The 20,713-nt window shown below is 37.8% G+C and carries 21 protein-coding genes and 1 pseudogene; 19 read left to right on the top strand and 3 right to left on the bottom strand.

What is annotated here, in order from left to right; all coding sequences use genetic code 11:
- From V7659_RS01330 to fabF, 3 genes and pseudogenes are all read left to right on the top strand, one after another.
- A pseudogene (locus V7659_RS01330) lies at positions 1-1,744 on the top strand (IS1182 family transposase); the annotation flags it as partial.
- Positions 1,745-1,991: 247 nt separating this feature from the next.
- A complete protein-coding gene (locus V7659_RS01325; RefSeq protein WP_026565618.1) occupies positions 1,992-2,540 on the top strand; it encodes a TetR/AcrR family transcriptional regulator in 549 nt (182 codons plus the stop codon).
- 409 nt (positions 2,541-2,949) lie between these two features.
- Complete coding sequence (fabF, locus tag V7659_RS01320; RefSeq protein WP_335537590.1) at positions 2,950-4,686, top strand: beta-ketoacyl-ACP synthase II; 1,737 nt, start codon at positions 2,950-2,952, stop codon at positions 4,684-4,686.
- 34 nt (positions 4,687-4,720) lie between these two features.
- On the opposite strand, the gene V7659_RS01315 is transcribed toward fabF, so the two are convergent.
- Positions 4,721-6,241 carry a glycosyltransferase family 2 protein gene (locus tag V7659_RS01315; RefSeq protein ID WP_335537589.1) on the bottom strand — a complete coding sequence of 507 codons (1,521 nt, stop codon included), beginning with the start codon at positions 6,239-6,241 and terminating at the stop codon, positions 4,721-4,723.
- Between the two features lie 230 nt (positions 6,242-6,471).
- Here V7659_RS01315 and V7659_RS01310 point away from each other — a divergent pair, with 230 nt between their 5' ends.
- Genes V7659_RS01310 through V7659_RS01290 form a run of 5 tightly spaced genes read left to right on the top strand, consistent with a single transcriptional unit; the run spans position 6,472 to position 11,405 of the window.
- Complete coding sequence (locus V7659_RS01310) at positions 6,472-7,386, top strand: hypothetical protein (protein WP_335537588.1); 915 nt, start codon at positions 6,472-6,474, stop codon at positions 7,384-7,386.
- Between the two features lie 27 nt (positions 7,387-7,413).
- On the top strand, positions 7,414-8,049 hold the full coding sequence (locus V7659_RS01305; RefSeq protein WP_335537587.1) for a DUF4129 domain-containing protein: 636 nt from the start codon (positions 7,414-7,416) through the stop codon (positions 8,047-8,049).
- Positions 8,049-9,170: a DUF4350 domain-containing protein gene (locus V7659_RS01300; RefSeq protein ID WP_335537593.1), complete on the top strand. Its 1,122-nt coding sequence runs from the start codon at positions 8,049-8,051 to the stop codon at positions 9,168-9,170. Before V7659_RS01305 ends, V7659_RS01300 begins: the two co-directional genes overlap by 1 nt.
- Positions 9,167-10,096 carry an AAA family ATPase gene (locus V7659_RS01295; protein ID WP_335537586.1) on the top strand — a complete coding sequence of 310 codons (930 nt, stop codon included), beginning with the start codon at positions 9,167-9,169 and terminating at the stop codon, positions 10,094-10,096. Before V7659_RS01300 ends, V7659_RS01295 begins: the two co-directional genes overlap by 4 nt.
- Positions 10,047-11,405 carry a DUF58 domain-containing protein gene (locus V7659_RS01290; protein ID WP_335537585.1) on the top strand — a complete coding sequence of 453 codons (1,359 nt, stop codon included), beginning with the start codon at positions 10,047-10,049 and terminating at the stop codon, positions 11,403-11,405. Before V7659_RS01295 ends, V7659_RS01290 begins: the two co-directional genes overlap by 50 nt.
- Here V7659_RS01290 and V7659_RS01285 read toward each other — a convergent pair.
- Positions 11,383-12,357 (bottom strand): stage II sporulation protein M, encoded by a 975-nt coding sequence (locus V7659_RS01285; protein WP_335537583.1) that lies wholly within the window; start codon positions 12,355-12,357, stop codon positions 11,383-11,385. The genes V7659_RS01290 and V7659_RS01285 overlap by 23 nt on opposite strands.
- A gap of 109 nt (positions 12,358-12,466) precedes the next feature.
- Here V7659_RS01285 and V7659_RS01280 point away from each other — a divergent pair, with 109 nt between their 5' ends.
- The 5 genes from V7659_RS01280 to V7659_RS01260 all read left to right on the top strand — a co-directional run bounded on the left by V7659_RS01280 (position 12,467) and on the right by V7659_RS01260 (position 15,291).
- Positions 12,467-13,270 (top strand): RDD family protein, encoded by an 804-nt coding sequence (locus V7659_RS01280; RefSeq protein WP_335537582.1) that lies wholly within the window; start codon positions 12,467-12,469, stop codon positions 13,268-13,270.
- Between the two features lie 68 nt (positions 13,271-13,338).
- On the top strand, positions 13,339-13,596 hold the full coding sequence (locus V7659_RS01275; protein ID WP_335537580.1) for a hypothetical protein: 258 nt from the start codon (positions 13,339-13,341) through the stop codon (positions 13,594-13,596).
- Entirely contained in the window at positions 13,583-14,200 is a 618-nt protein-coding gene (locus V7659_RS01270) for a YbhB/YbcL family Raf kinase inhibitor-like protein (RefSeq protein ID WP_335537578.1), read from the top strand. Before V7659_RS01275 ends, V7659_RS01270 begins: the two co-directional genes overlap by 14 nt.
- A gap of 232 nt (positions 14,201-14,432) precedes the next feature.
- Positions 14,433-14,816 (top strand): hypothetical protein, encoded by a 384-nt coding sequence (locus tag V7659_RS01265; RefSeq protein ID WP_335537577.1) that lies wholly within the window; start codon positions 14,433-14,435, stop codon positions 14,814-14,816.
- Complete coding sequence (locus V7659_RS01260; RefSeq protein ID WP_335537576.1) at positions 14,806-15,291, top strand: aminodeoxychorismate lyase; 486 nt, start codon at positions 14,806-14,808, stop codon at positions 15,289-15,291. The genes V7659_RS01265 and V7659_RS01260 overlap by 11 nt, the downstream gene beginning before the upstream one ends.
- A gap of 47 nt (positions 15,292-15,338) precedes the next feature.
- On the opposite strand, the gene V7659_RS01255 is transcribed toward V7659_RS01260, so the two are convergent.
- Complete coding sequence (locus tag V7659_RS01255; RefSeq protein ID WP_335537574.1) at positions 15,339-15,593, bottom strand: DUF2533 family protein; 255 nt, start codon at positions 15,591-15,593, stop codon at positions 15,339-15,341.
- A 269-nt stretch (positions 15,594-15,862) separates the two neighbouring features.
- Between V7659_RS01255 and V7659_RS01250 the strand changes: the two genes are divergently transcribed.
- The 6 genes from V7659_RS01250 to V7659_RS01225 form a co-directional block, all read left to right on the top strand.
- Complete coding sequence (locus V7659_RS01250; protein WP_335537573.1) at positions 15,863-16,780, top strand: cation diffusion facilitator family transporter; 918 nt, start codon at positions 15,863-15,865, stop codon at positions 16,778-16,780.
- Between the two features lie 485 nt (positions 16,781-17,265).
- A complete protein-coding gene (locus V7659_RS01245; RefSeq protein WP_335537571.1) occupies positions 17,266-17,664 on the top strand; it encodes a DoxX family protein in 399 nt (132 codons plus the stop codon).
- Positions 17,665-17,793: 129 nt separating this feature from the next.
- On the top strand, positions 17,794-18,732 hold the full coding sequence (locus V7659_RS01240; RefSeq protein WP_335537569.1) for a ring-cleaving dioxygenase: 939 nt from the start codon (positions 17,794-17,796) through the stop codon (positions 18,730-18,732).
- Positions 18,733-18,755: 23 nt separating this feature from the next.
- Positions 18,756-19,364: a flavin reductase family protein gene (locus tag V7659_RS01235; RefSeq protein ID WP_335537568.1), complete on the top strand. Its 609-nt coding sequence runs from the start codon at positions 18,756-18,758 to the stop codon at positions 19,362-19,364.
- A 35-nt stretch (positions 19,365-19,399) separates the two neighbouring features.
- Entirely contained in the window at positions 19,400-20,344 is a 945-nt protein-coding gene (locus V7659_RS01230; protein ID WP_335537566.1) for a ring-cleaving dioxygenase, read from the top strand.
- Positions 20,344-20,713: alpha/beta hydrolase (locus V7659_RS01225; protein WP_420491696.1), on the top strand; the 370-nt coding region annotated here is incomplete at its 3' end. The genes V7659_RS01230 and V7659_RS01225, both read left to right, overlap by 1 nt.

Raw genomic sequence — 20,713 nt, 5'->3', positions numbered from 1 at the left:
ATCAATTAGTTTTGCCTTTAGATTTAGAAGTAAAATTACAAAAAAATGATATTGCCTACCACGTCCATCATTTAGTTGAAAGTATCCCTCAAGAAGCGATGGAACCATTTCTTCGAAATGAGGGTGTCCTGCCTACCATCCACGCATGATGCTTAAGATAATCTTATGTGCATACACGCAATCTGTCTTCTCAGGGCGCAAAATTGAAGCCCTATTAAAAGATAGTATCCGTATGATGTGGCTAGCTCAAGGGTATGAACCAAGCTACCGTACAATTAACCGATTCCGTGTGCAATCAGAAGTGAGAGAATTAATTCGCCAATGTTTTGTCCAATTCCGTTGCCAATTGGTCGAAGAAAAACTTATCGATCAAGATGCAATTTTTATCGATGGCACAAAGATTGAAGCAAATGCGAATAAGTTTACGTTTGTCTGGAAGAAATCGATAGAGAAGTATCACAAAGCATTAATTGAAAAATCAAATGAACTATACATAGAGCTACTTGAAAAGGAAATCATACCTGAGACTGAACGAGAAAGTGAAGAACAGTTATCCATTGAGGAACTTGGTCAAATGGTTCAAAAAGTAGATGATATCGTTACTGATTATGATAAAAAAATAGAAGCATTGTCAGATGTAGTGGAACGAAAGGTGTTAAGGAGTGAGAGGAAATATTCCAAGCAGGTGCGCAAACAGTTGTCCGATTACATCTTGCGAACACAGAAATACCAACGAGATTTCGAAATCTTTGATACCCGTAATAGTTATTCAAAAACAGATCCCGATGCGACGTTCATGCGCATGAAAGATGATTATATGAAAAATGGTCAATTGAAAGCTGGTTATAATGTACAACTCGCAACCGAGGGTCAATACGCACTTGCCTATAGTTTATTTCCAAATCCGACAGACACGCGTACGTTAATCCCGTTCCTGGACGAAATTGAGCAACATTATTTTAAGTTACCAAAGCATATTGTTGCAGATGCCGGTTATGGCAGCGAGCAAAATTATGAAGATATCCTATCTAATCGTAAACGAGAAGCACTCATTACATATAACATGTACTTGAAAGAGCAAAAGAAAAGATATAAACAAAACGAATTCAATCCAGACAACTGGCAGTATAATGAAGGAGATGATATATACATTTGCCCGAACCAGCAACGTCTGGTTTTTAAATATTGTTCTATTCGCACGGATAAAACAGGTTTCAAGCGAGAGTTTAAAATCTATGAATGTGAAGACTGTTCGGGATGCCCATTCCGTTCATCATGTACGAAGGCAAAAGAAGGCAATAATCGGACATTAATGGTGAACAAGAAATGGGAACAACAAAAAGAATATGTGAGAGCGAAGCTTTCAGAAGAAAAAACGAATGCCATCTATCAAAAACGCAAAATAGATGTGGAGCCAGTTTTTGGATCTTGAAGGCTAATTTGCGTTTCACTCGGTTTTCTGTACGTGGGAAATCGAAAGTTGAAAACGAAATGGGACTAGTGTTAATGGCCGTGAATTTACGAAAATTCACGGCTAACAGCTAAGAATAAACTACAATTATACGTAAAAACAGAGAAAGGTGAAATTGAGTACGCTCAATTTCACCTTTCTCACTATTTGAGGCTAGTTATGTCCCAGCCTCTTTTCTATTGCTTTTTAAGAATCCGCAATATTTACACAATTTGTCAAATATCAATGATTTTTTTGTATTTTTACATTACAAAATTTCAAATTAATCAATGAGATTTGTTAAGAACGACAGGACTTTCAATCGGTTTCATTTTCAGCCAAGTCCTCTATCGATTTATCAAGTTTTGCCAGATGCTCTTGGTATTGAAGAGGCTTATGACCATCGAGTTCCCGAAAGCTGCAATAGACGAAAATCGTAAGCAAACACGGCAAGCGGGGTCGCAGTCATTTTACCGATGAAGTGGCGGGATGAAATCAGCCTAAATTTGACACTTACCTACTAGTAAGTTAATATATAATCATGGAGAACAGGAAAACACAAATTATCGATCTGGCACTGAAACTAATTCGTGAAAAAGGCTATGTAGCCATTAGCTATGATGATTTATCCAAACGATTGGGTGTGACGAAAGGTAGCATCCATTATCATTTTGAAAAAAAGGAGGATTTGGGAGTTGCCGTTACTGATCTGGTGCTTCAAAATTTGCAGGACTTTTTATCCTTCATTACGAATTCTAAGCTGACTGTTGAAGAAAAGATCAAGCATTTTTTAGAGAGACAAATTGTCTTAAGCGACGGTGGGATATGCCCCGTATCATCTCTCCAGTCAGATTATGAATCCCTTCCTGAAAAAGTTAGGCAAAAAGTACGAGAAATCAGTCAGTTAGAAATAACGATTATTAAAAATATTCTTAAGGTAACACTGGTAGAAAGGGGAGCCGAAGAAATTGAATCATTAGCTTTTGCCATCGTGTCATGTATGAAAGGAACAATACAATACGGACGGGTACTGGGAAAGGAGATATTGCAGCAAGCAATGAATGAAATATACCGCCTTTTAAAAGGTTAAAAAGCTTTTTGAAACTGATTTATTTTTGGAAGATACTTACCTACTAATAGGTAAAAAAAGGGTTCACCTCTTGGCAAACTTGGCCCTTTTTTCATTATATTCATCCGATTGTGTGTGCCCTATCGCAGCATTATTGGCAGATTATAATTATTTGCCTATACTCATGCAACAGAAAGTAAAACGTCTATGTCAAATCGAAATTAATTTTCTATCAGAATTGCTTAAGGACATCAAAAATTCAAAATACTGACGATCTGTAAGCATTAGCAGTTTTTCTTATTTCAAGCATCAAGGGCGGATTACAATGTAAACGTGTATTAATAGATGGTTTCTTGTCTAAAATATTTGAACAACTTAAAGATCTTTTGAAGTAGTTATGCGAAAAAGGAATGACAGGAGAGTGTTGTTGATGGCACGAAGAGTTGTCGTAACAGGATATGGAGTGGTTTCACCGTTAGGAAATACAATTGAAGCGTTCTGGAAGAACATTAAAGAAGGTAATTCAGGCATCAAAAAAATTGAATCTGATGACTATAACAATATTAACACCAAAATTGCAGGTTATATTACCGACTTTGCCGCAGAGCAATATATGGATAAAAAAGAACAGGAGAAATATGACTTATTCATACAGTATGCTGTTGCTGCTGCTCAACAAGCTTTAGAACAGTCGAATCTAGATTTACAAAATGTTAATAAGGAGCGATTAGGGGTATATATCGGTTCCGGTATTGGAGGAATTAATACTACATTAGATAATCATAAAGCTTTGCTTGAAAGGGGACCAAGAAAAGTTTCTCCATTTATGGTTCCAATGATGATCAGTAATATGGCATCAGGAATCATATCTATAAAAACGGGTTTTAAAGGGCCTAGCTTTTCCCCTGTTTCTGCTTGTGCAACAGGGAATCAAGCAATTGGAGAGGCTTATTTAAATATAAGACATGGTTATGCTGATGGCATATTAGCTGGAGGGGCTGAGGCTCCTATTAATCCACTAGCTTTTGCTGGATTCTCAAGAATGAGAGCAATGTCTACTCTTAATGAATTTCCAGAAAAGGCAAGTCGCCCATTTGACAAAGGGCGTGATGGCTTTGTTATGTCTGAAGGAGCGGGTGTTTTATTCCTGGAAGAATATGAACATGCGAGGGAAAGAGGAGCGAAAATTTTAGGAGAAATCGTAGGTTATGGTTCCACAACAGATGCATACCATATTACTTCCCCTGATTACAATGGGGCCGCAAATGCCATGAAATTGGCTTTAGATATGGGAAATATTCTATTGACGGATGTGGATTATATAAATGCACATGGTACAAGTACCCCTGAAGGAGATAAATCAGAGACCAAAGCGATTAAAAGTGTTTTCGGTGCTCATGCTTATAACTTAAAGGTAAGTTCCACTAAATCAATGACTGGGCACCTTTTTGGAGCAGCAGGTGGGATTGAGGCTGTTAATTTAGCCAACAATCATATCCATGATTACCTAGAAAAAGGCTATCAGGATACCGTAACATCTCTGGAAAAGCAGAACGTTGGTTACTTTGGGTATGATCATAAATATATTACCACTGTAAAAGATACAAAAATCGCAGCTCTAGGATATGAGGGTTGGTCGGATACACAAGAAATACGAAGTCAAGTGGAGAATGATATTAAAGAGCTACGAGAGCAAGGAGCGCAGATTATTCTCGTTCATTATCATTGGGGCAGTGAACGCCATTATGTCCCTGACAGCTCTCAACAGTCATTGGCCCGATTTACCATCGACAGTGGTGCAGACCTTATACTTGGCCACCATCCACATGTCGTTCAAGGGATCGAAGAATATAAAGGGAAATTTATTGTATATAGTCTCGGCAATTTTATGTTTGGCGGGAATAGAAACCCAAGTGACAAGGATACGTTTGTTTTTCAGCAAACCTTTCATTTGAAAAATGGAGTTCTTTCCGATACGAAAGAGATTAATGTCGTTCCATTTTCAATTTCTTCGGTTTCCTCAAGAAATGATTATCAACCGACATTATTGATCGGCTCTGAAAAGAAAAGAGTTAAACAAAAAATTATTGATGGCTCTAACAAAATCAAAGGCTCTGAGTGGCTAGTATATGAAAATAATGATCAGGTCGTGAAATCGGAAAATTGAATGTATGCTAAAAAGGGACAGTGCTTACTGTCCCTTATTTTATAGATGAAATTTTTAAGCCGATGTTTGAGTAGATGGTATCGTAAAAAGTAAACTGACGGTTTTTATAGTGATAGTTGCTTTTGCCTGGTGTTGGTTTTCGGATGTTAATTTTCAAATAATCATTAAAGCGTAAAAAAATGGAGTAGTTCGCAGCAGGCAGTTGGCTTAATACCTCTAAGTCCAGTTCTAATGTTCCATTTCCGCTAGCATCTACGCTTATCGGAAGGGATGATTCAAGCAATGCGTTTTTTGAGTCCCGAACCAGCCCATGTGAGAGCGTATCGAGATGATCACCAAACACCTTAAATTTTAGGGTGTATTTATTTTTATCGATATATTCCTCATCTAGTATGGAGTGCATGGGTATGCGGATATATTTATATTTGTCCTCTAAGAAGGGTACAACCACATAGGGGAGATTATCTTTGATAATGACATCTTTTATTTTCTCCTTCTTTTCCCAGGCAAAAAGAGTCTCAAGGTCTTTATATTTCCTATCGCGAAATAAGTAATAAACCACCTTATTCATCGGTTGGAAAAATTCCTCGGAAAACTCATAATTTAATTTCTTTGTTGTTTTTAACACTTGGTTGAACTTATAGTAATAAACGCGTTTCAGCCTCGTTTTTTGAAAATGTGGTGTATGAAAGAATCTCGTAATCGAATCAAATTCATAGAGACGGTTTAAAACCATTTTTTGTTTTTCTACCTCTAAATCTTTCTTAATAATATGATTAATCACTTTGAGATTACAATTGGTTTTTTGGATAATATTAGTTTGATTGGTTAAACGCGAATCCTGGTTATCCATCCGATTTAAATAGTAAATAGGTTGTGCTGTCGTCGAAATTGTACGGCAGTGGGTTAACACATCGATAAAAAATTGCTTGTCTTCCGCAAATTTCATTTCAGGAAATAAAATTTGATTGTCTTTTATGACGCTCGTTTTGATCATGCGCGCTCGTGGTCCTAAATGATGGAAAATATGCGGAATCGAATAGGGTGATTCACTTCGTCTTTCTTTACAAGATTCATGTTCACCGACTATAGACATCCCTTTTGCTGTGACCTGTATAGTTTTCCCTACTGCATAATCATCGCCGCTTTCTGATAAGATGGACGATAATACTTCCAAGCCGTTAGGGTCAAGCCAATCATCAGCATCTAGGAAAGTAATATAATTAGACCGCGCCAATTGTATACCGATATTACGGGGATGACCTGGTGTTCCCGAATTTTTTTCCAGGAAAACAACAATGATGTTCGCGTATTTCGCAGAGTAATCTAAGAGGATTTCTCTTGAGGAGTCCGTGGAACAATCATCGATTAATATATATTCGATTTGATCCATGCCTAGTGTTTGATTAATCACAGAATCGATGGTTTTTCTTAGCGATTTTTCTGCGTTATAAACGGGGGTAACGACAGAAACCATGGTAGGATTCTGTTCTGTGGTTAATTTTTGATCAACGATATAGTATTCTTTTCCGTTTTTATTCCATATCCAACCCATGTTTTTCACCTCATCTTTCTGTCCATTCTAGTGTTTGAATTCATTTCTATGTAAAAAACTCCAAACCATTATATATTTTTGGACAAAATATCGAATCTTATTCGAAAAATAATTCACATCCAATGTTAGTCATCCAGATTTTACGTTCATTGACAACTTTTTACACTACATATATCTGAAGAATGATAAAATAAGTCATATTCATAATTTTTTCTAGGAGGATTTACACGTTGGAAAATAAGTTTTCTACCCCAAAAGGATTTGGCGAAATACTCGACCACACCTTTCAACTAACTAAAAATCGCTTTAAGGACTTTTTTATGATTTTACTGATCTTTATGGGTCCTGTTTACTTGGTCCAAGCAATCTTGCAACTAAGTTCTGGAACAAGCTTTTTTAGAGAGCTTGGCAGTGAAGGGGAATGGTTTGAACAAGTGCTTACCAGTTTTGAAGAGTCAGGCACAATCGATTCCAGCAGCTTGGGTGCTGACATTGGTCTGATTATTATAGGCATACTTAGTGCTATCTTGGCTCCTGTTGCTGAGGCAGCCATTCTGTTCACCATTAATCATATCCGTCGAAATGAAGATTATACGGTGGATTCGGTCATTAAAAAAGCCTTTTCCCGATTTTGGCCAATCATCGGAAGCAGTATTTTATTTGGATTGATTAGTTTGGGGATTATCATTCTTCCCGTCGCAATTATCGCATTTACAGGTGTGGTTGTTGCGACCACCGTGCATCCGATTGGAGGGATTCTTTTAGGAATTGTCCTGTTTCTCGGCTTTGCTGTTCTTGTGGGATTATTATTAACTCGCTGGAGCTTTTATTTTGGCTCTGTTGTCCTTGATAAAGTATCCCCAGGCTTGGGAAGAAGTTGGAGATTAACGAAAAAGCGTACATGGGTATTGCTGGGACTTTATATCGTCTTTTATTTAATTATTTCTTGTATTACTTTTGGAGTTCAAATGACTTTTGGCATCGTTTTAGGGAACAGTGTGTTGCTAACACTGATTACAAACCTCGTTACCTTAGTCACGACAATGATTTTTTCCGTAGGCTATGGGGTTATGTATCTGGATGCCAAAACTCGACATGATGCAGACGATTTAAAAGAGATGCTAGAAGAATTCAAACCGGTTTAAAAAAACCTATTATGTTAGGTGATGAATATGTTCAATGCAGACAAGGCACGTGGTGACCTTGAAGATATATTAAAAGGAAAAGAATATCGAGTTTATTACGAATCAAAAGGATTATTTGCCACATGGTGGGATAAAGCAAAAGAATGGATTGCCACGCAACTGGAAAAATTGTTTCCAGCCATCGATTCCGCGAGCGGGGTGTCAGGCACCATTCTTATTGCGATCATAGTACTAATTGTTTTCTTACTTGTTTTAGTTGCTTTTTTTGTGATTCGAAATACGAGACGCAATCGAATCCTCCGCAAACAAAAACCGCTCCAATCGAGGAAAGAAATGAATTGGACGTCGGAAAGACATCTTGAAGAAGCAGATAAGCTTGAGAGTTTGGAAGAATATACATCCTCCACCCGCCATCTGTTTTTAGCATTGCTTCTTTCCTTTCATGAAAAAGGATTGCTTGAGGCAAGAATTTGGAAAACCAATTGGGACTACTATGATGAACTTAGGAAAGTAGATCAGTTCAAGGCAGAACAATTCTTTCAGTTTGCACAGCTTTTTGAAGAAGTGACCTACGGGGAACGTACCGTGAGGAAATCGGAATTTATGCAGTTCCATCATGAGATACGGAAGGTACTTGGCGATTTGAGGGAGGAGAATAGTTGATGAAATCTCTTTCCAACATGCGTACCTGGATTGGTCTGGTCATTCTGCTTGGTTTATTTTTGCTCTTTAGTTATTTAAGTTCTACACCGAAGCCGAAGTATTATCCAGATTACGTGACTGAGTCACCTGCTCCTAGTGGAGTGAAAGCATTTTATACATATGTTAAGAAGGAAAATGAAGGAAAGCTTTGGAGTCATTCTCCAGATTTACTGTCTGCCACATCAGACCACCAATTGCTAATTATGGTCGAGCCAGCTATTAGCTTTGAAACGGAAGAGATGAAGGCGTACATTAATTATATGAAAGCCGGCAATACCATTTTATTGTTGCAAACCAATCCACAAGGGATGTTTGATATCAAAACGAGTGGAACAAATTCAAGTGAGTCACAGAAGGTTTTTATACAAGACCGAACATCCTATCGTGCTCAAATTAATTCAACTATCCGTTTGCAGACGAAAAAAGGAGATCAGGTATTGCTTTCTGACCAGACCGGTCCGATTTCAGTTAAACGATCTTTTGGAAAAGGACAATTAATTGTTGGTATTACCCCAGAGTGGATGACGAATGGGAATCTATTAAAGAGGGATCATTTACCCCTGCTTCTGTATCTACTAAATGAAACAAAATCAAACACCATTCTGTTTGACGAATACATTCATAGCGGTGAGAATGCACCTACTGTTTGGAATGTATATCCGATGTGGTTTTTAGTTCTTGTTATCCAGATGATTCTTTTAATGATTTTATGGCTTTGGATGAAAGGAAAGCGATTCGGACCCATTTTCGTCCCAAGGGAAGAGTCGGTTCGATTTAGTGATGAAGGATTGAGAGCATTAGCTGCCTGGTACCTCCGCGGTAAACGATACCATGAATCGATCATCATCCAAGCAGATTATGTCAGGCTTATTCTCCAAGAACGATGGCAGATTCCGTATCATAGAGAATGGCAGGATTTGTCGAGCTATTTTGAGAAAAAGTGGACTCGAATGTCTGCTAATGAAATCAAATCCTTTTTAACAGGTTCGGTTCACATCCTTGAAAATGAAACAATCACAAAACAAGAATACTTATTATGGTCGAAAAAGCTCGAGCAATTAAGGAGAGAGGTTGAAGAATGAAGACAGAATTAACATCCTTTTTAAACAAATATGAAGAACGGATTTTAGGACAAAGCGTTAATCTTAAACTATTATTATCAGCTATTTTAGCTGGTGGCCATGTCCTAGTAGAAGGGGTGCCTGGCACTGGAAAAACACAAATGGTACGTACACTTGCCAATCTATTAGGGGGCACCTTTAACCGAATCCAGTTTACCCCAGACTTATTGCCAAGTGATATCACTGGAAGCACAATTTACAATATGAAGGAAAGCACCTTTCAAACGCTGAAGGGGCCGATTTTTACCAATATCCTGTTAGCCGATGAAATTAACCGGACCCCTGCCAAGACACAGGCTGCCCTGCTCGAAGCCATGGAAGAGAAACAGGTGACGATCCAAGGTGAAACATATCCTTTACCCGAGATATTTTTTGTGGTCGCCACCCAAAACCCAATTGAATTTGAAGGGACCTACCCACTTCCAGAAGCACAGCAGGATCGTTTCCTCTTCAAGCTTAGAATTGAATTTCCAAGCTTCGAGGAAGAGAAAAATATCCTAAAACACATGATTGAAAACAGTTTTGACGAAAAGCTTATGTCAGCGATCTTAGATATGGACAAGTTTTTACGAATTAGAAGAGAGATTGAAAAAGTCACGGTGAGCGAGAATGTATTAGATTACATCATGAAGATTGTCAGGAAAACACGTGAAGCAGATGCGATCCGATTCGGGGCCAGTACAAGAGCTGGCATATCGATTGGCAAGGCAGCGCAAGCGTGGGCCTACCTTTCAGGCAGGGATTACGTCACACCCGACGATATCAAAATGGTCGCCAAGCCAGCCTTACGCCATCGTATTCAGTTATCGCCGCATGTAGAATTGGAGGGAGCAACCGTTGACCAAATTATTGAAGAGCTGGTGGGCTCGGTTCCTGTTCCAAGATAGAGGAGTTTTACCAACTAAACGATTATTAATGGGGTACCTCATACTATCAATTTTTTTAGGGATTAGTACTATTTGGGGAATATCATGGAGCCTGGTCATTGCCGCCAATCTTATATTATTTATGGCCAGTTTGTTTGACCTGTTTTTTTCCCCTTCTAAAAAACACCTTTCCTTTAAACGGACCATTTCTGCGGAATTTGAAAGAGGACTGACTTATCAAGTAACGATTGAGGTTCAGAATGCTTCTACTTATTCTTTCTCATACCAAATCGTGGATGACCTGCCACAGTCCTTCGAAAGACCCTTTCCTATCGTGGGGTCGATTCCAAAGGAGGCTGTAGTTGAGATTTCCTATGATACCACTGCGATGGTGAGAGGAAAGTACGAGTTAAATAAGTTTTATTTTCGTTTTAAGAGTTTGCTGGGATTGTGGGAAAAGCAAGTGATCGTTGAATTACGGGATGAAGTAAAAGTGATTCCAGATTTAACTGAAACTAAACAGTATTTAGAAAATGCCCAGAAATATTTGGTGTACGAAGGGTTAAAGATCCGGAGGCAGCGTAGCGGGGTTGGTGATTTTTCCAAGATTAGAAGTTATGTGGTGGGAGATGATCCACGGAAAATCAACTGGCGCCAAACCGCTAAACTCCGCGAAGTGATGACGAATGAGTATGAGCCAGAGCATGGAAAGTATATTACCATTTTAATTGATTGTGGAAGAATGATGGGAGCAGAATTGTCGCAGGGAAATCGCTTAGAAAAAGCGTTAGAAGCCGCCTTGACTGTAGCAGCTGCAGCCCTCCAAAAGGGGGATTATGTGTCGGTCCTCGCCTTTTCAAAGGATATAAAAGTCTTTGTACCGCCTGCCAAAGGAATGGTGCACCTGCAGACCATTCTCCAAGCAATCTATTCAGTTAACGTTGATGCAGCTGAGTCAAATTATGCAGCTGTGTTGCAGTATCTTGAAACGGTCCAAAAGAAACGAAGTCTGCTGTTATTATTTAGTGATGTACGGACCTTCCTTCATGAGGAAAGTGCTCTAATCCTCTTAAAACGACTTCGACAACGACATTTATTTTTAATGGTTGGAATTGAAGATCAGACACTTTTAAAAAGAGTGAAAGAGGAGCCGAATACGGTCCAAGCGGCGATGCAAAAAAGTATGGCGCAGCAGCAATTTTTGTTTCAGAAAAGGGAAAAGAAAAAATGGGAAAAACAAGGCCTCGTTATGATCGAGGCCCGTGAGGAGAAATTAGCAATTACTGCCGTTTCTCAGTATATCGATATTATGAATCAGAATCTTTTATAGCTTTGCTGAATTTTAGCTTGCCAATTCCTACATAGAGGATGAGTCCAATAACGGTTAAGAAAGCAACGATGTACTTTGCTTCTAATGAAATCGCAGCCGGGGTAATGAAGCCTTCGATGATACCCGCAATAACAAATAGAGGAATCGTACCGAGCAATAGTTGAACGGATCTTATTGCATGCTGCTTTAATTGGAAACTTCGAGAATATTGTCCTGGCACAAACAGCTTATAGCCCATCAATAGCCCAGCGCCACCAGCAATAAAAATGGCTGTGAGTTCGATCATTCCATGGGGAACGATGTACGCCCAGAAATCATACGATTTTCCGTGATGCCAAAACAGGGCAGCAAGTGCTCCAATAATGATGCCATTGTAGACCATTAAGTAAGTCGTAACGAGCCCAAAGGTGATCCCCCCAGCAAAAGCAAAGATGGCGACTTTAATATTATTTGTCAAGATGCTCGCCGACATGAGGGAGGAGTCTACCGCTTCATGGCCCTTCCCGAGTTGATCCGGGTCCACACCTTTGGCAATTTCCGCGGGGAGAATCGAATAGATATGTAATGGATCATTCATGACGGATATAAAGCTCCCAAAACCGCCAATGAGAAATAGAATCATCGCAGCTATGACAAACTTCCACTGTTCAAGCAATAGACCAATAAATTTTTGGCTAAAAAAATAACGAATTTGCTTGAAGCTAGAGACTTGGTCTTTGTACAAAAGATTATGTGATTTCGCCACAAGTCCGTTTAAGTAATTGGTGACTTCATCATGAGGAAAATAGGTTTGACTGTAAGAGAGATTCTGGGCTGCTTTTTGATAGAGTCGATGGTATTGTGTAATATGGTCTCCTGTAATGGCAAGTCTGCGCTTACTCATGGCTGCCACTAACTGTTCTAGCTGTTTCCATTCTTCTCGATGCATTTTGACAAATTGTTTAACATTCATTCTTACACCTACTTTTAGGGGCTAGGAAAATAAGTCTTTATTCTCCTTATTATAGTAATATTGTAGAAAAATAGAAATAGAAATTATCATCTGGTGATGGGGGAAACTTATGAATGAAGATCATTTAAATATAAAAACACCTGAATTTGTTTCCATTCAGTTTCAGATTGCTGGTTTAGGCAGTAGATCGGCTGCCTTTATAATCGACCAGTTGCTTTTAATGGCGTTTAATATTTTGTCATTGATTGTCCTTTTTTTCGTTTTAGATGGCATGTCTAAAATGGAATTTATTTTCATCGGGAATTCACTGCCTATTGCGATAACAATTATTGCGCTGTTTCTCGTTAATGGGAGTTACTTTTTTGCGTATGAGTTTTTCTCGGGCGGAAGAACCCTTGGAAAGAAGCTAATGGGCATCAGGGTCATTCAGGAGAATGGGCATAGCATCACCTTAATGTCTAGCTTTATTCGGAATTTGATTCGTATCATAGATTCCCTGCCAACAGCCTATTTTCTCGGAATTATCATGATTTTTTTTCATTCGAAACATAAACGGCTTGGCGATCTTGTGGCTGGAACGATTGTTGTCCATGAGCGCAAGGCAAAACGGAAAAAGAAGCAATCACCATTAGAAATTGAAATAGACAGCAGAGGGCTGTCAAAGGATGAACTTATGATTGATGAATGGACTTTGAAATCATTAGGAATGAAGGAATGGAAACTTGTCAAAACATATGCAAGTCGTTTTCTGCAAATCCCATTAGAGGAAAGAAACCAACTAACGGAACAAATCGCTGTGATATTATTTCCGAAAATCGGACTGGACCCCTCAGGGAAAACGACTGAGGAGTTAGAAAACAATCTTCTTGTGCTTTATTTAGTACTTCTTGATGATTGGGAGTTTGAACTGTGAGGACGAATAATAAGAGAATGGAAATGAAATCATAAAAGGATGCAACGTAATTTAATGAGGTGTTTGAAATGAGCAAAGAGGCAATTTATCATACTGCTGTAGATGACTTAAAGAGAATGCCCCCGGTTTCATTAAAAGTGAATGGGAAAAACATGACGACAAAGGCAATCAATATAAACACAAAGTTATTGGTTCCATTAAAAGAAGTGTTTGAAAGCTGTGGGGCAATGGTAAAAATAAATGAAGCCGAACACAGTAGCAACTGTTCGTTCCCAAGATTTTTCATTCGAAGTGGCAGTTGGAGCAACTCAAGTGGCATTCTGTAATCAAGATTCCACCTTTCTTCCTTTAGACCACGAGATCATTTTTGAAAACAATGAAATCTTTGTCAGTGTTCGTTTCGTATTAACCGTATTAAAAGCTAAATTGGGCAGGGAGGCAGAGGCCGGGATTGTGACTATTGAGACCTTGCCTGAAAATGATTTTAAAGTTACTTCACCAGCGATTGAAGCTTGGGGAAATATTCCTCATAAATTTGTCCAGCATAGTGTAGGCGGTAAAAATATTAGTATTCCAATAAACTGGACTGGTGCGCCAGTTAGCACTAAATCATTTGCTGTTGTTATTTATGATGCCCATGTTCAATCTGAATACTGGGTCCATTGGGCAGTGATTAATATTAATGCTGAGTCATCAGAATTAGCAGAAAATGCAGCGGCTAGTTTATCAGATTATCAGCAGATAAAACCCTATTATGGGATGCAGCCAGCTGAATTGACTGGAGACCATGCTTACCAAGTTACCGTCTATGCGCTAGATATTGAAACTATTGAGATTCCACATCAAGTGGTATTTTCTGAGGACCTAGCACCATTTTTGGAGTTACACACGATTGCTAGTGGGACATTGGTAAGTTTTTTTCAAAGTTAAAAATAGTAGTAAGGAGAAAGCAATGCATTAGAATCAGCATTGCTTTTTTATTTTTTCATAAATGTCTCAATTAATTCCAAGGTCCAATTAGTAATTATATAGAATTAGAGGTTCGATTTGTAAAATCCATCCGACTTGTGTCTCATTTAGTCAGTTTTAGTCGAAAAATTTATTTTTACGATGTATAATAAATAATTGTGGATTGCTGTGTGTTAATAAGGAGGAAACTAATATGATGGAATGGATAATAATTCTGTTGATTGCAATATCTGCTGTGTTGCTAATCGCTTCAATGGCATCGAATCGTAAAGCAGAAAAACAAAAACAAAAAGAAATTGACTTGGTACATGTTGCTGTAATGAAAGATATCAATAGCGTACAGGAACAAATTCGAAATCTTGAACTTGATATTGAAGTGATCACAAAGGAAGCAGGCATTCAACTGACTCCTGAAGAAGTTATTTTCAAACGTGAAGTACTAGATTTATATAAAAGAAAATATTCAATTGAAACCATTGCACAGAAAAAACAAGTTTCAGAGAGTGAAATTCAACAATTTCTTGCTCCGTATCTGGCAGCAAAGGATGAAAGGAGCAAATTAGCCCATGAAATTTAATGTAGTGAGCAGCTTTGCGGCCGGAATTCTTCTAGCTACGACCATTTGTGGTGCTGTTTACTTTACTGACGATCCTGTAGTCACAAAAGCAGCCGCCAAACCAACCAAAACCGAGCAGAAAACAGTCGTTCAACCAACTGAAACTGAGATGAAGGACAAACTTCTGGCTGCTGGTTATGTTGTTCAACCAAAGGCAGAATATGATCAGACGCTTGAAGCTGCAAAAAAAGCCGCTTCCACCGCTGCTAATGGTTCCCAAAAGATTGCCTACAGATCAGTTATTACCGTTACACAAGGGATGACGAGTATCGATGTCGGCAAAATGCTTGAAAAAGCCAAAATCGTACCTGATGACTTTAAATTCTCAAAAGATGTCGAGAAGAAGGGTGTCGAAAAAAACTTACGCCCAGGTACGTTCGTGGTTGATACTGAAATGACCTATGATCAAATTATCGCAACCATTTTTAAAAATTAATAAAACAAAGACGGACAGTATGATTAGATACTGTCCGTCTTTTTATATTATTTGCTTTTTTTCACAAATTCTTGAACCATTTCGCCCGTAACGAATTCACGTGTCGGGATAAAACGCAGGTTGATATTATTTATACTATTTGTTACTGCGTTTATATTATCAGTTGAAAAAGGTAGGCCTTGTTTACATAACTCAATCGCTTCTTCGATATATTGTTCGCGTTGTTGATCTAGCGCTAAGAATTTTTGATAGGTTTCATGTTGATTTGCCGCATGTTTAATTAAATCTTTATGTACACTCATGATTTCACTCCCTAAAAATATATATTAATCCAATCATACCATAATTAAATGCGGAAGAGATGGATGTATTAATTTTAGTAGATAGAGCTGCCTTGCAGCTGCCTTATACGCATGGCAGTTTCTAAACACAAATAATCTAGAAATTTATAAGTATAATACTAGATTTAGTCGAATATATTTTTCTTATTAGATCGAATGATAGATTAGAGTAAAAATTTTACCCAAACAAACTTTATAAATTATATTTTATTCATGGCAAAGGAGGTACTATGGGGCACAATCACAGTCATCACACCCAAAATAAAAAGGCATTGATGATCGCTTTTCTCATTATTACCGTTTTTATGGTTTTAGAGTACATTGGAGGAACCTTGACAAATAGTTTAGCTCTTCTTTCTGACGCTGGGCATATGTTAAGTGATTCCATTTCCTTGGGAGTGGGATTACTAGCTCTTATTTTAGGAAGAAGGGCAGTGAGCGAGAGTAAAACATTTGGTTATCAGCGCTTGGAAATTTTATCAGCTTTATTTAATGGGGTTCTATTAATTGTTATTTCTATTTTAATCATGTGGGAGTCATTTCATCGTTTTACTGAACCCCAAGTAATTTCTGGTTCGGGGATGCTTTTGATATCTAGTATAGGCGCGATGGTAAACATATTTGTTGCTTGGATTATGCATCAATCCGAAACTAGTGAAAACATTAATATGAGAGCTGCCTTTTTACATGTAATTGGAGATTTACTTGGTTCTGTTAGTGCGATTATTGCTTCCTTACTGATTATGTATTTTGGCTGGACCTTAGCCGATCCAATCACTAGTTTAATTGTTTCTTTATTAATTTTAAAAAGTGGGATTGGGATAACCAACGATGCCATTCACATGCTAATGGAAGGTAGACCAGCGAACTTAGATGTTGAAAAAGTGCGAGAAACATTACTTCAAATTCCAGGTGTAGTAAGTATGCATGATTTTCATGTATGGAGTATCACATCAAATTTCCCCTCGATTAGTTGTCACTTGGTGATTTCAGAACATAATCACGACTTGATTTTAAAGAATGCATTAAGAGAATTACATGATACTTTTGATTTGGAACATGCAACCATTCAAGTGGAAAGTGTTAATGCCGATTTGGACCAATATGAACATAATCGTTGTAATCATTATGTAGGAAAAGGGCTTTGACAAAGTTGAAGCAAAAATCTAACAAGGCTACCAAATATTTATGAAGATAATAAACAAATATCGTTAATTTGTTTAAAAATGAACAAATCGTTATCATTTAACAATTGTAAGCATCTAATTTCTATATATATTATCAGTAGAATAGAAATAAGGTCTTTTGATACAGGATTGTTACTGGTATGCAGGCAAAACCTAAATGGATTGTTACTGTTTATTCAGGCAAAACCTAAACCGCTAAAATTTGACTTTTTCACGTCTTAAATTTTAGTGGTTTAGGTTTTTCTTTTTTACGATCAAGGTTTAAGCATTTAGACTCCAAACAAAAATTCCCTCGAAAAGGAGGATTAAAAAAAGGTTATTGACAAAAGTTTTCAAAAGTATTATTATTATCTCAGATTCAAGATATTTAAATTTGATATAGATTTAAATTTTTTTTGTAACAATATCTCGAATTCAAGATAAAATACTTTTAGGAGGATTTAAAGATGATAAATATTGGTTTACTAATCATTCGTTTGGTAATTGGTTTATTATTCATTGGTCACGGTGCTCAAAAATTGTTTGGTTGGTTTGGTGGTTATGGTTTAAAAGGTACAGGAGGCTGGTTTGAATCGATTGGTATGAAACCAGGGGTTACAATGGCTCTTTTCGCAGGATTAGCAGAGCTTATTGGGGGAATTTTGTTTACTTTAGGACTTCTTACTCCACTTGCAGGAATTATGATTGCAGGGACCATGGTAATGGCGATCGTTAAAGTGCATGCTCCAAACGGATTATGGTCAACAGCTAATGGATATGAATATAACCTAACTTTACTTACAGTTGCTATTGGTATAGCTTTAATCGGTCCGGGTCAATATGCACTGGATGCATTTTTATTCTAAAATAGCTCGAGATAGAGATTCTTAAATTAAAATAAATTTTTTTAGACTTTAAAATCATAAGGAAGAACAAAATAAGGTATCAATGTCCTTTATTTAACTATATTTAATATGAAGAAGGAGAGATGAAAAATGAGCAAAAAGACAATGGGTATTCACCACATCACTGCAATTGTCGGTCATCCGCAAGAAAATGTAGATTTCTACGCAGGAGTATTGGGTTTACGTTTAGTCAAGCAAACAGTTAATTTTGATGATCCAGGTACTTATCACCTTTATTTCGGGAATGAAGGTGGGAAGCCAGGAACAATCATTACATTCTTTCCATGGGCAGGAGCTCGTCAAGGTATCATCGGTGACGGTCAAGTTGGAGTCACTTCATATGTTGTTCCTAAAGGTGCCATGGAATATTGGGAACAAAGATTAGAAAAATTCAATGTTCCTTTTACTAAAATGGAACGCTTCGGAGAGCAATATTTAGAATTTGATGACCCACATGGACTTCACTTGGAAATTGTAGAAAGAGAAGAAGGGGAAGTCAATTCATGGACCTTCGGAGGGGTGTCACCGGATGTTGCAATAAAAGGTTTTGGTGGAGCAACGTTATTATCTACACAACCGGACAAAACAGCAGAATTGTTAGAAAAAGTAATGGGACTTGATTTAATCGGAAAAGAAGGAGATTTCGCTCGTTACCGTTCCACTGCTGATATCGGAAATATTATCGATCTTAAATTAACTTCTATTGGGCGCGGACAAATGGGTGTAGGTACGGTTCACCACATTGCATGGCGTGCTAATGATGACGAAGATCAAATGGATTGGAAAAAACATGTTTCAGCGAATGGATATGGTGTCACTCCTGTAAAGGACAGAAATTATTTCAATGCTATTTACTTCAGGGAACATGGGGAAATTTTATTTGAAATTGCAACTGATCCTCCAGGTTTCGCACATGATGAATCACAGGAGACAATGGGTAAAAAGTTGATGTTACCTGAACAGTATGAAGCACATAGAGCACAAATTGAACAGAGTTTAATTCCATTTGATGTAAGAGTACTAGACTGATTTTACGAAAGGGAATGATATCTTTGCTTTCGATTGAACCTACCTCGATGTCTGAAAGAGAAAATTATAAATTTCTAATAGGAAGTATTATACCTAGACCAATTGCTTTCGTCACAACGATTTCAAAAGACGGCGTTTTGAATGGTGCGCCATTTAGTTATTTTAATATTGTCTCATCCAATCCCCCGATGATTTCATTATCTATTCAGCGCTCAACTGGGAGACAAAAGGATACAGCGAGAAATATCATCGAGTCCAAGCAATTTGTGGTCCATATCGTTGACGAACAAAACGTTGAAAAAATCAATAAAACGGCAGCTAGCCTTCCACCTGATCAAAGTGAGATAGAGTTAGCTAACTTAACTCCCGTAGACAGTGTTAAGATTTCTGTTCCTGGTGTAAAGGAGGCGAAAATTCGAATGGAATGCACATTAGAACATTCCTTAGAATTAGGAGGCTTGGATACATCTGGATGTGATTTTATTATAGGAAAAGTTGTACAATTTCATATTGACAATGATATTTATGAAAATGGAAGGATAGATCCAAAGGGCTTAGCAGCTGTAAGCAGATTGGCTGGTAATAATTATGCGAAAATCGGTGAGATTTTTGAAATAGAAAGACCTAAATAGTTCCGCATCACATTTGATGTATTGGAGGTTAAAAAATGCAGAAAACACCTGGTATTCATCATTTAACTGCCATGGTTAACGATGCTCAAAGAAATATAGACTTTTATGCAGGTGTGCTTGGACTAAGGCTTGTTAAAAAAACCATCAATTTTGATCGACCAGAGGTATACCATCTATATTTTGGAAATGAAACAGGTCAACCAGGTACTGTCATTACTTTTTTTCCATGGGCTAAACAATTAAAAGGGCGAATTGGGCAAGGTCAAGTTGGTGTAACTAGTTATGTTATTCCGAAGGGGTCGGTTTCTTTTTGGGAGAATCGATTACGAAAATTCGGAGTGGAGTTTACTTCATCAACTCGTTTTGGTGAAAGATATGTTAAATTTAACGATCCTGACGGACTTCAACTCGAACTGACGGAACGAGAAGAAGGACCAATGAATACTTGGAATTTTGGTGGAGTTGAAGCCGAAAATGCGATTAAAGGATTTGGCGGTGCCGTTCTGTTTTCTGCCCAGCCACATAAGACAACAGATGTTTTAGAAAATATTTTAGGGTTGGATTGCATCGGTCAAGAAAATGAATTTTTAAGATTTAAATCTGAAGGAAATGTTGGAAATACCATTGATATTCACTTAAATCCCTCAGTCCGAGGGCTAATGGGAGCAGGAACAGTTCACCATATAGCATGGCGAGCAAAAGATGAAGAAGAACATCAAAGATGGAGAACACTTCTTTTGGAAAAAGAGTATTATCCCACTGAGATTCTTGACCGAAATTACTTCAAAGCTCTTTATTTTCATGAACCAGGGGGCATCCTCTTTGAAATAGCAACCGACCCGCCAGGTTTTGCAGTAGATGAAGCTGCTGATGAACTTGGAAAAAAGCTTATGCTTCCTTCTTGGTTAGAGTCAAAAAGAGAAGAATTAGAAGAAACCTTACCAGCTGTTGAGGTTCGAGTTCTGGAGGGAGATAAATAATGAAACATATATTCAATAAGGGGCAAGACCCAACAAAACCAACATTTTTATTACTTCATGGTACTGGTGGAAATGAATTAGACCTGTTACCTCTTGCGGGAAGAATTGATGCTGAAGCTTCTGTATTAAGTGTTCGAGGAAATGTATTAGAAAATGGTATGCCACGGTTCTTCCGAAGATTGGCTGAGGGAGTATTTGATGAAGAAGACCTTATTTTCCGAACCAAAGAATTAAATGAGTTTCTTGATGAGGCAGCCGAAAAGTATGGTTTCGACCGAGATAATATTATCGCCATAGGTTACTCAAATGGAGCGAATATAGCTGCAAGTTTGTTGTTCCACTATCAAAATGCTTTAAAGGGTGCCATTC

It is taken from the genome of Neobacillus drentensis, from assembly GCF_036966985.1.
GTDB lineage: Bacteria > Bacillota > Bacilli > Bacillales > Cytobacillaceae > Neobacillus > Neobacillus drentensis_E.
This window is presented reverse-complemented; position numbering and strand designations above follow the sequence as displayed.

Bases quoted from the DNA above. Each gene is read 5' to 3' on its own strand.
- V7659_RS01325 (WP_026565618.1), top strand. From the start codon at position 1,992: ATGGAGAACAGGAAAACACAAATTATCGATCTGGCACTGAAACTAATT.
- fabF (WP_335537590.1), top strand. From the start codon at position 2,950: ATGGCACGAAGAGTTGTCGTAACAGGATATGGAGTGGTTTCACCGTTA.
- V7659_RS01315 (WP_335537589.1), bottom strand. From the start codon at position 6,241: ATGGGTTGGATATGGAATAAAAACGGAAAAGAATACTATATCGTTGAT.
- V7659_RS01305 (WP_335537587.1), top strand. From the start codon at position 7,414: ATGTTCAATGCAGACAAGGCACGTGGTGACCTTGAAGATATATTAAAA.
- V7659_RS01300 (WP_335537593.1), top strand. From the start codon at position 8,049: ATGAAATCTCTTTCCAACATGCGTACCTGGATTGGTCTGGTCATTCTG.
- V7659_RS01295 (WP_335537586.1), top strand. From the start codon at position 9,167: ATGAAGACAGAATTAACATCCTTTTTAAACAAATATGAAGAACGGATT.
- V7659_RS01285 (WP_335537583.1), bottom strand. From the start codon at position 12,357: ATGAATGTTAAACAATTTGTCAAAATGCATCGAGAAGAATGGAAACAG.
- V7659_RS01280 (WP_335537582.1), top strand. From the start codon at position 12,467: ATGAATGAAGATCATTTAAATATAAAAACACCTGAATTTGTTTCCATT.
- V7659_RS01275 (WP_335537580.1), top strand. From the start codon at position 13,339: ATGAGCAAAGAGGCAATTTATCATACTGCTGTAGATGACTTAAAGAGA.
- V7659_RS01265 (WP_335537577.1), top strand. From the start codon at position 14,433: ATGATGGAATGGATAATAATTCTGTTGATTGCAATATCTGCTGTGTTG.
- V7659_RS01260 (WP_335537576.1), top strand. From the start codon at position 14,806: ATGAAATTTAATGTAGTGAGCAGCTTTGCGGCCGGAATTCTTCTAGCT.
- V7659_RS01255 (WP_335537574.1), bottom strand. From the start codon at position 15,593: ATGAGTGTACATAAAGATTTAATTAAACATGCGGCAAATCAACATGAA.
- V7659_RS01250 (WP_335537573.1), top strand. From the start codon at position 15,863: ATGGGGCACAATCACAGTCATCACACCCAAAATAAAAAGGCATTGATG.
- V7659_RS01245 (WP_335537571.1), top strand. From the start codon at position 17,266: ATGATAAATATTGGTTTACTAATCATTCGTTTGGTAATTGGTTTATTA.
- V7659_RS01240 (WP_335537569.1), top strand. From the start codon at position 17,794: ATGAGCAAAAAGACAATGGGTATTCACCACATCACTGCAATTGTCGGT.
- V7659_RS01230 (WP_335537566.1), top strand. From the start codon at position 19,400: ATGCAGAAAACACCTGGTATTCATCATTTAACTGCCATGGTTAACGAT.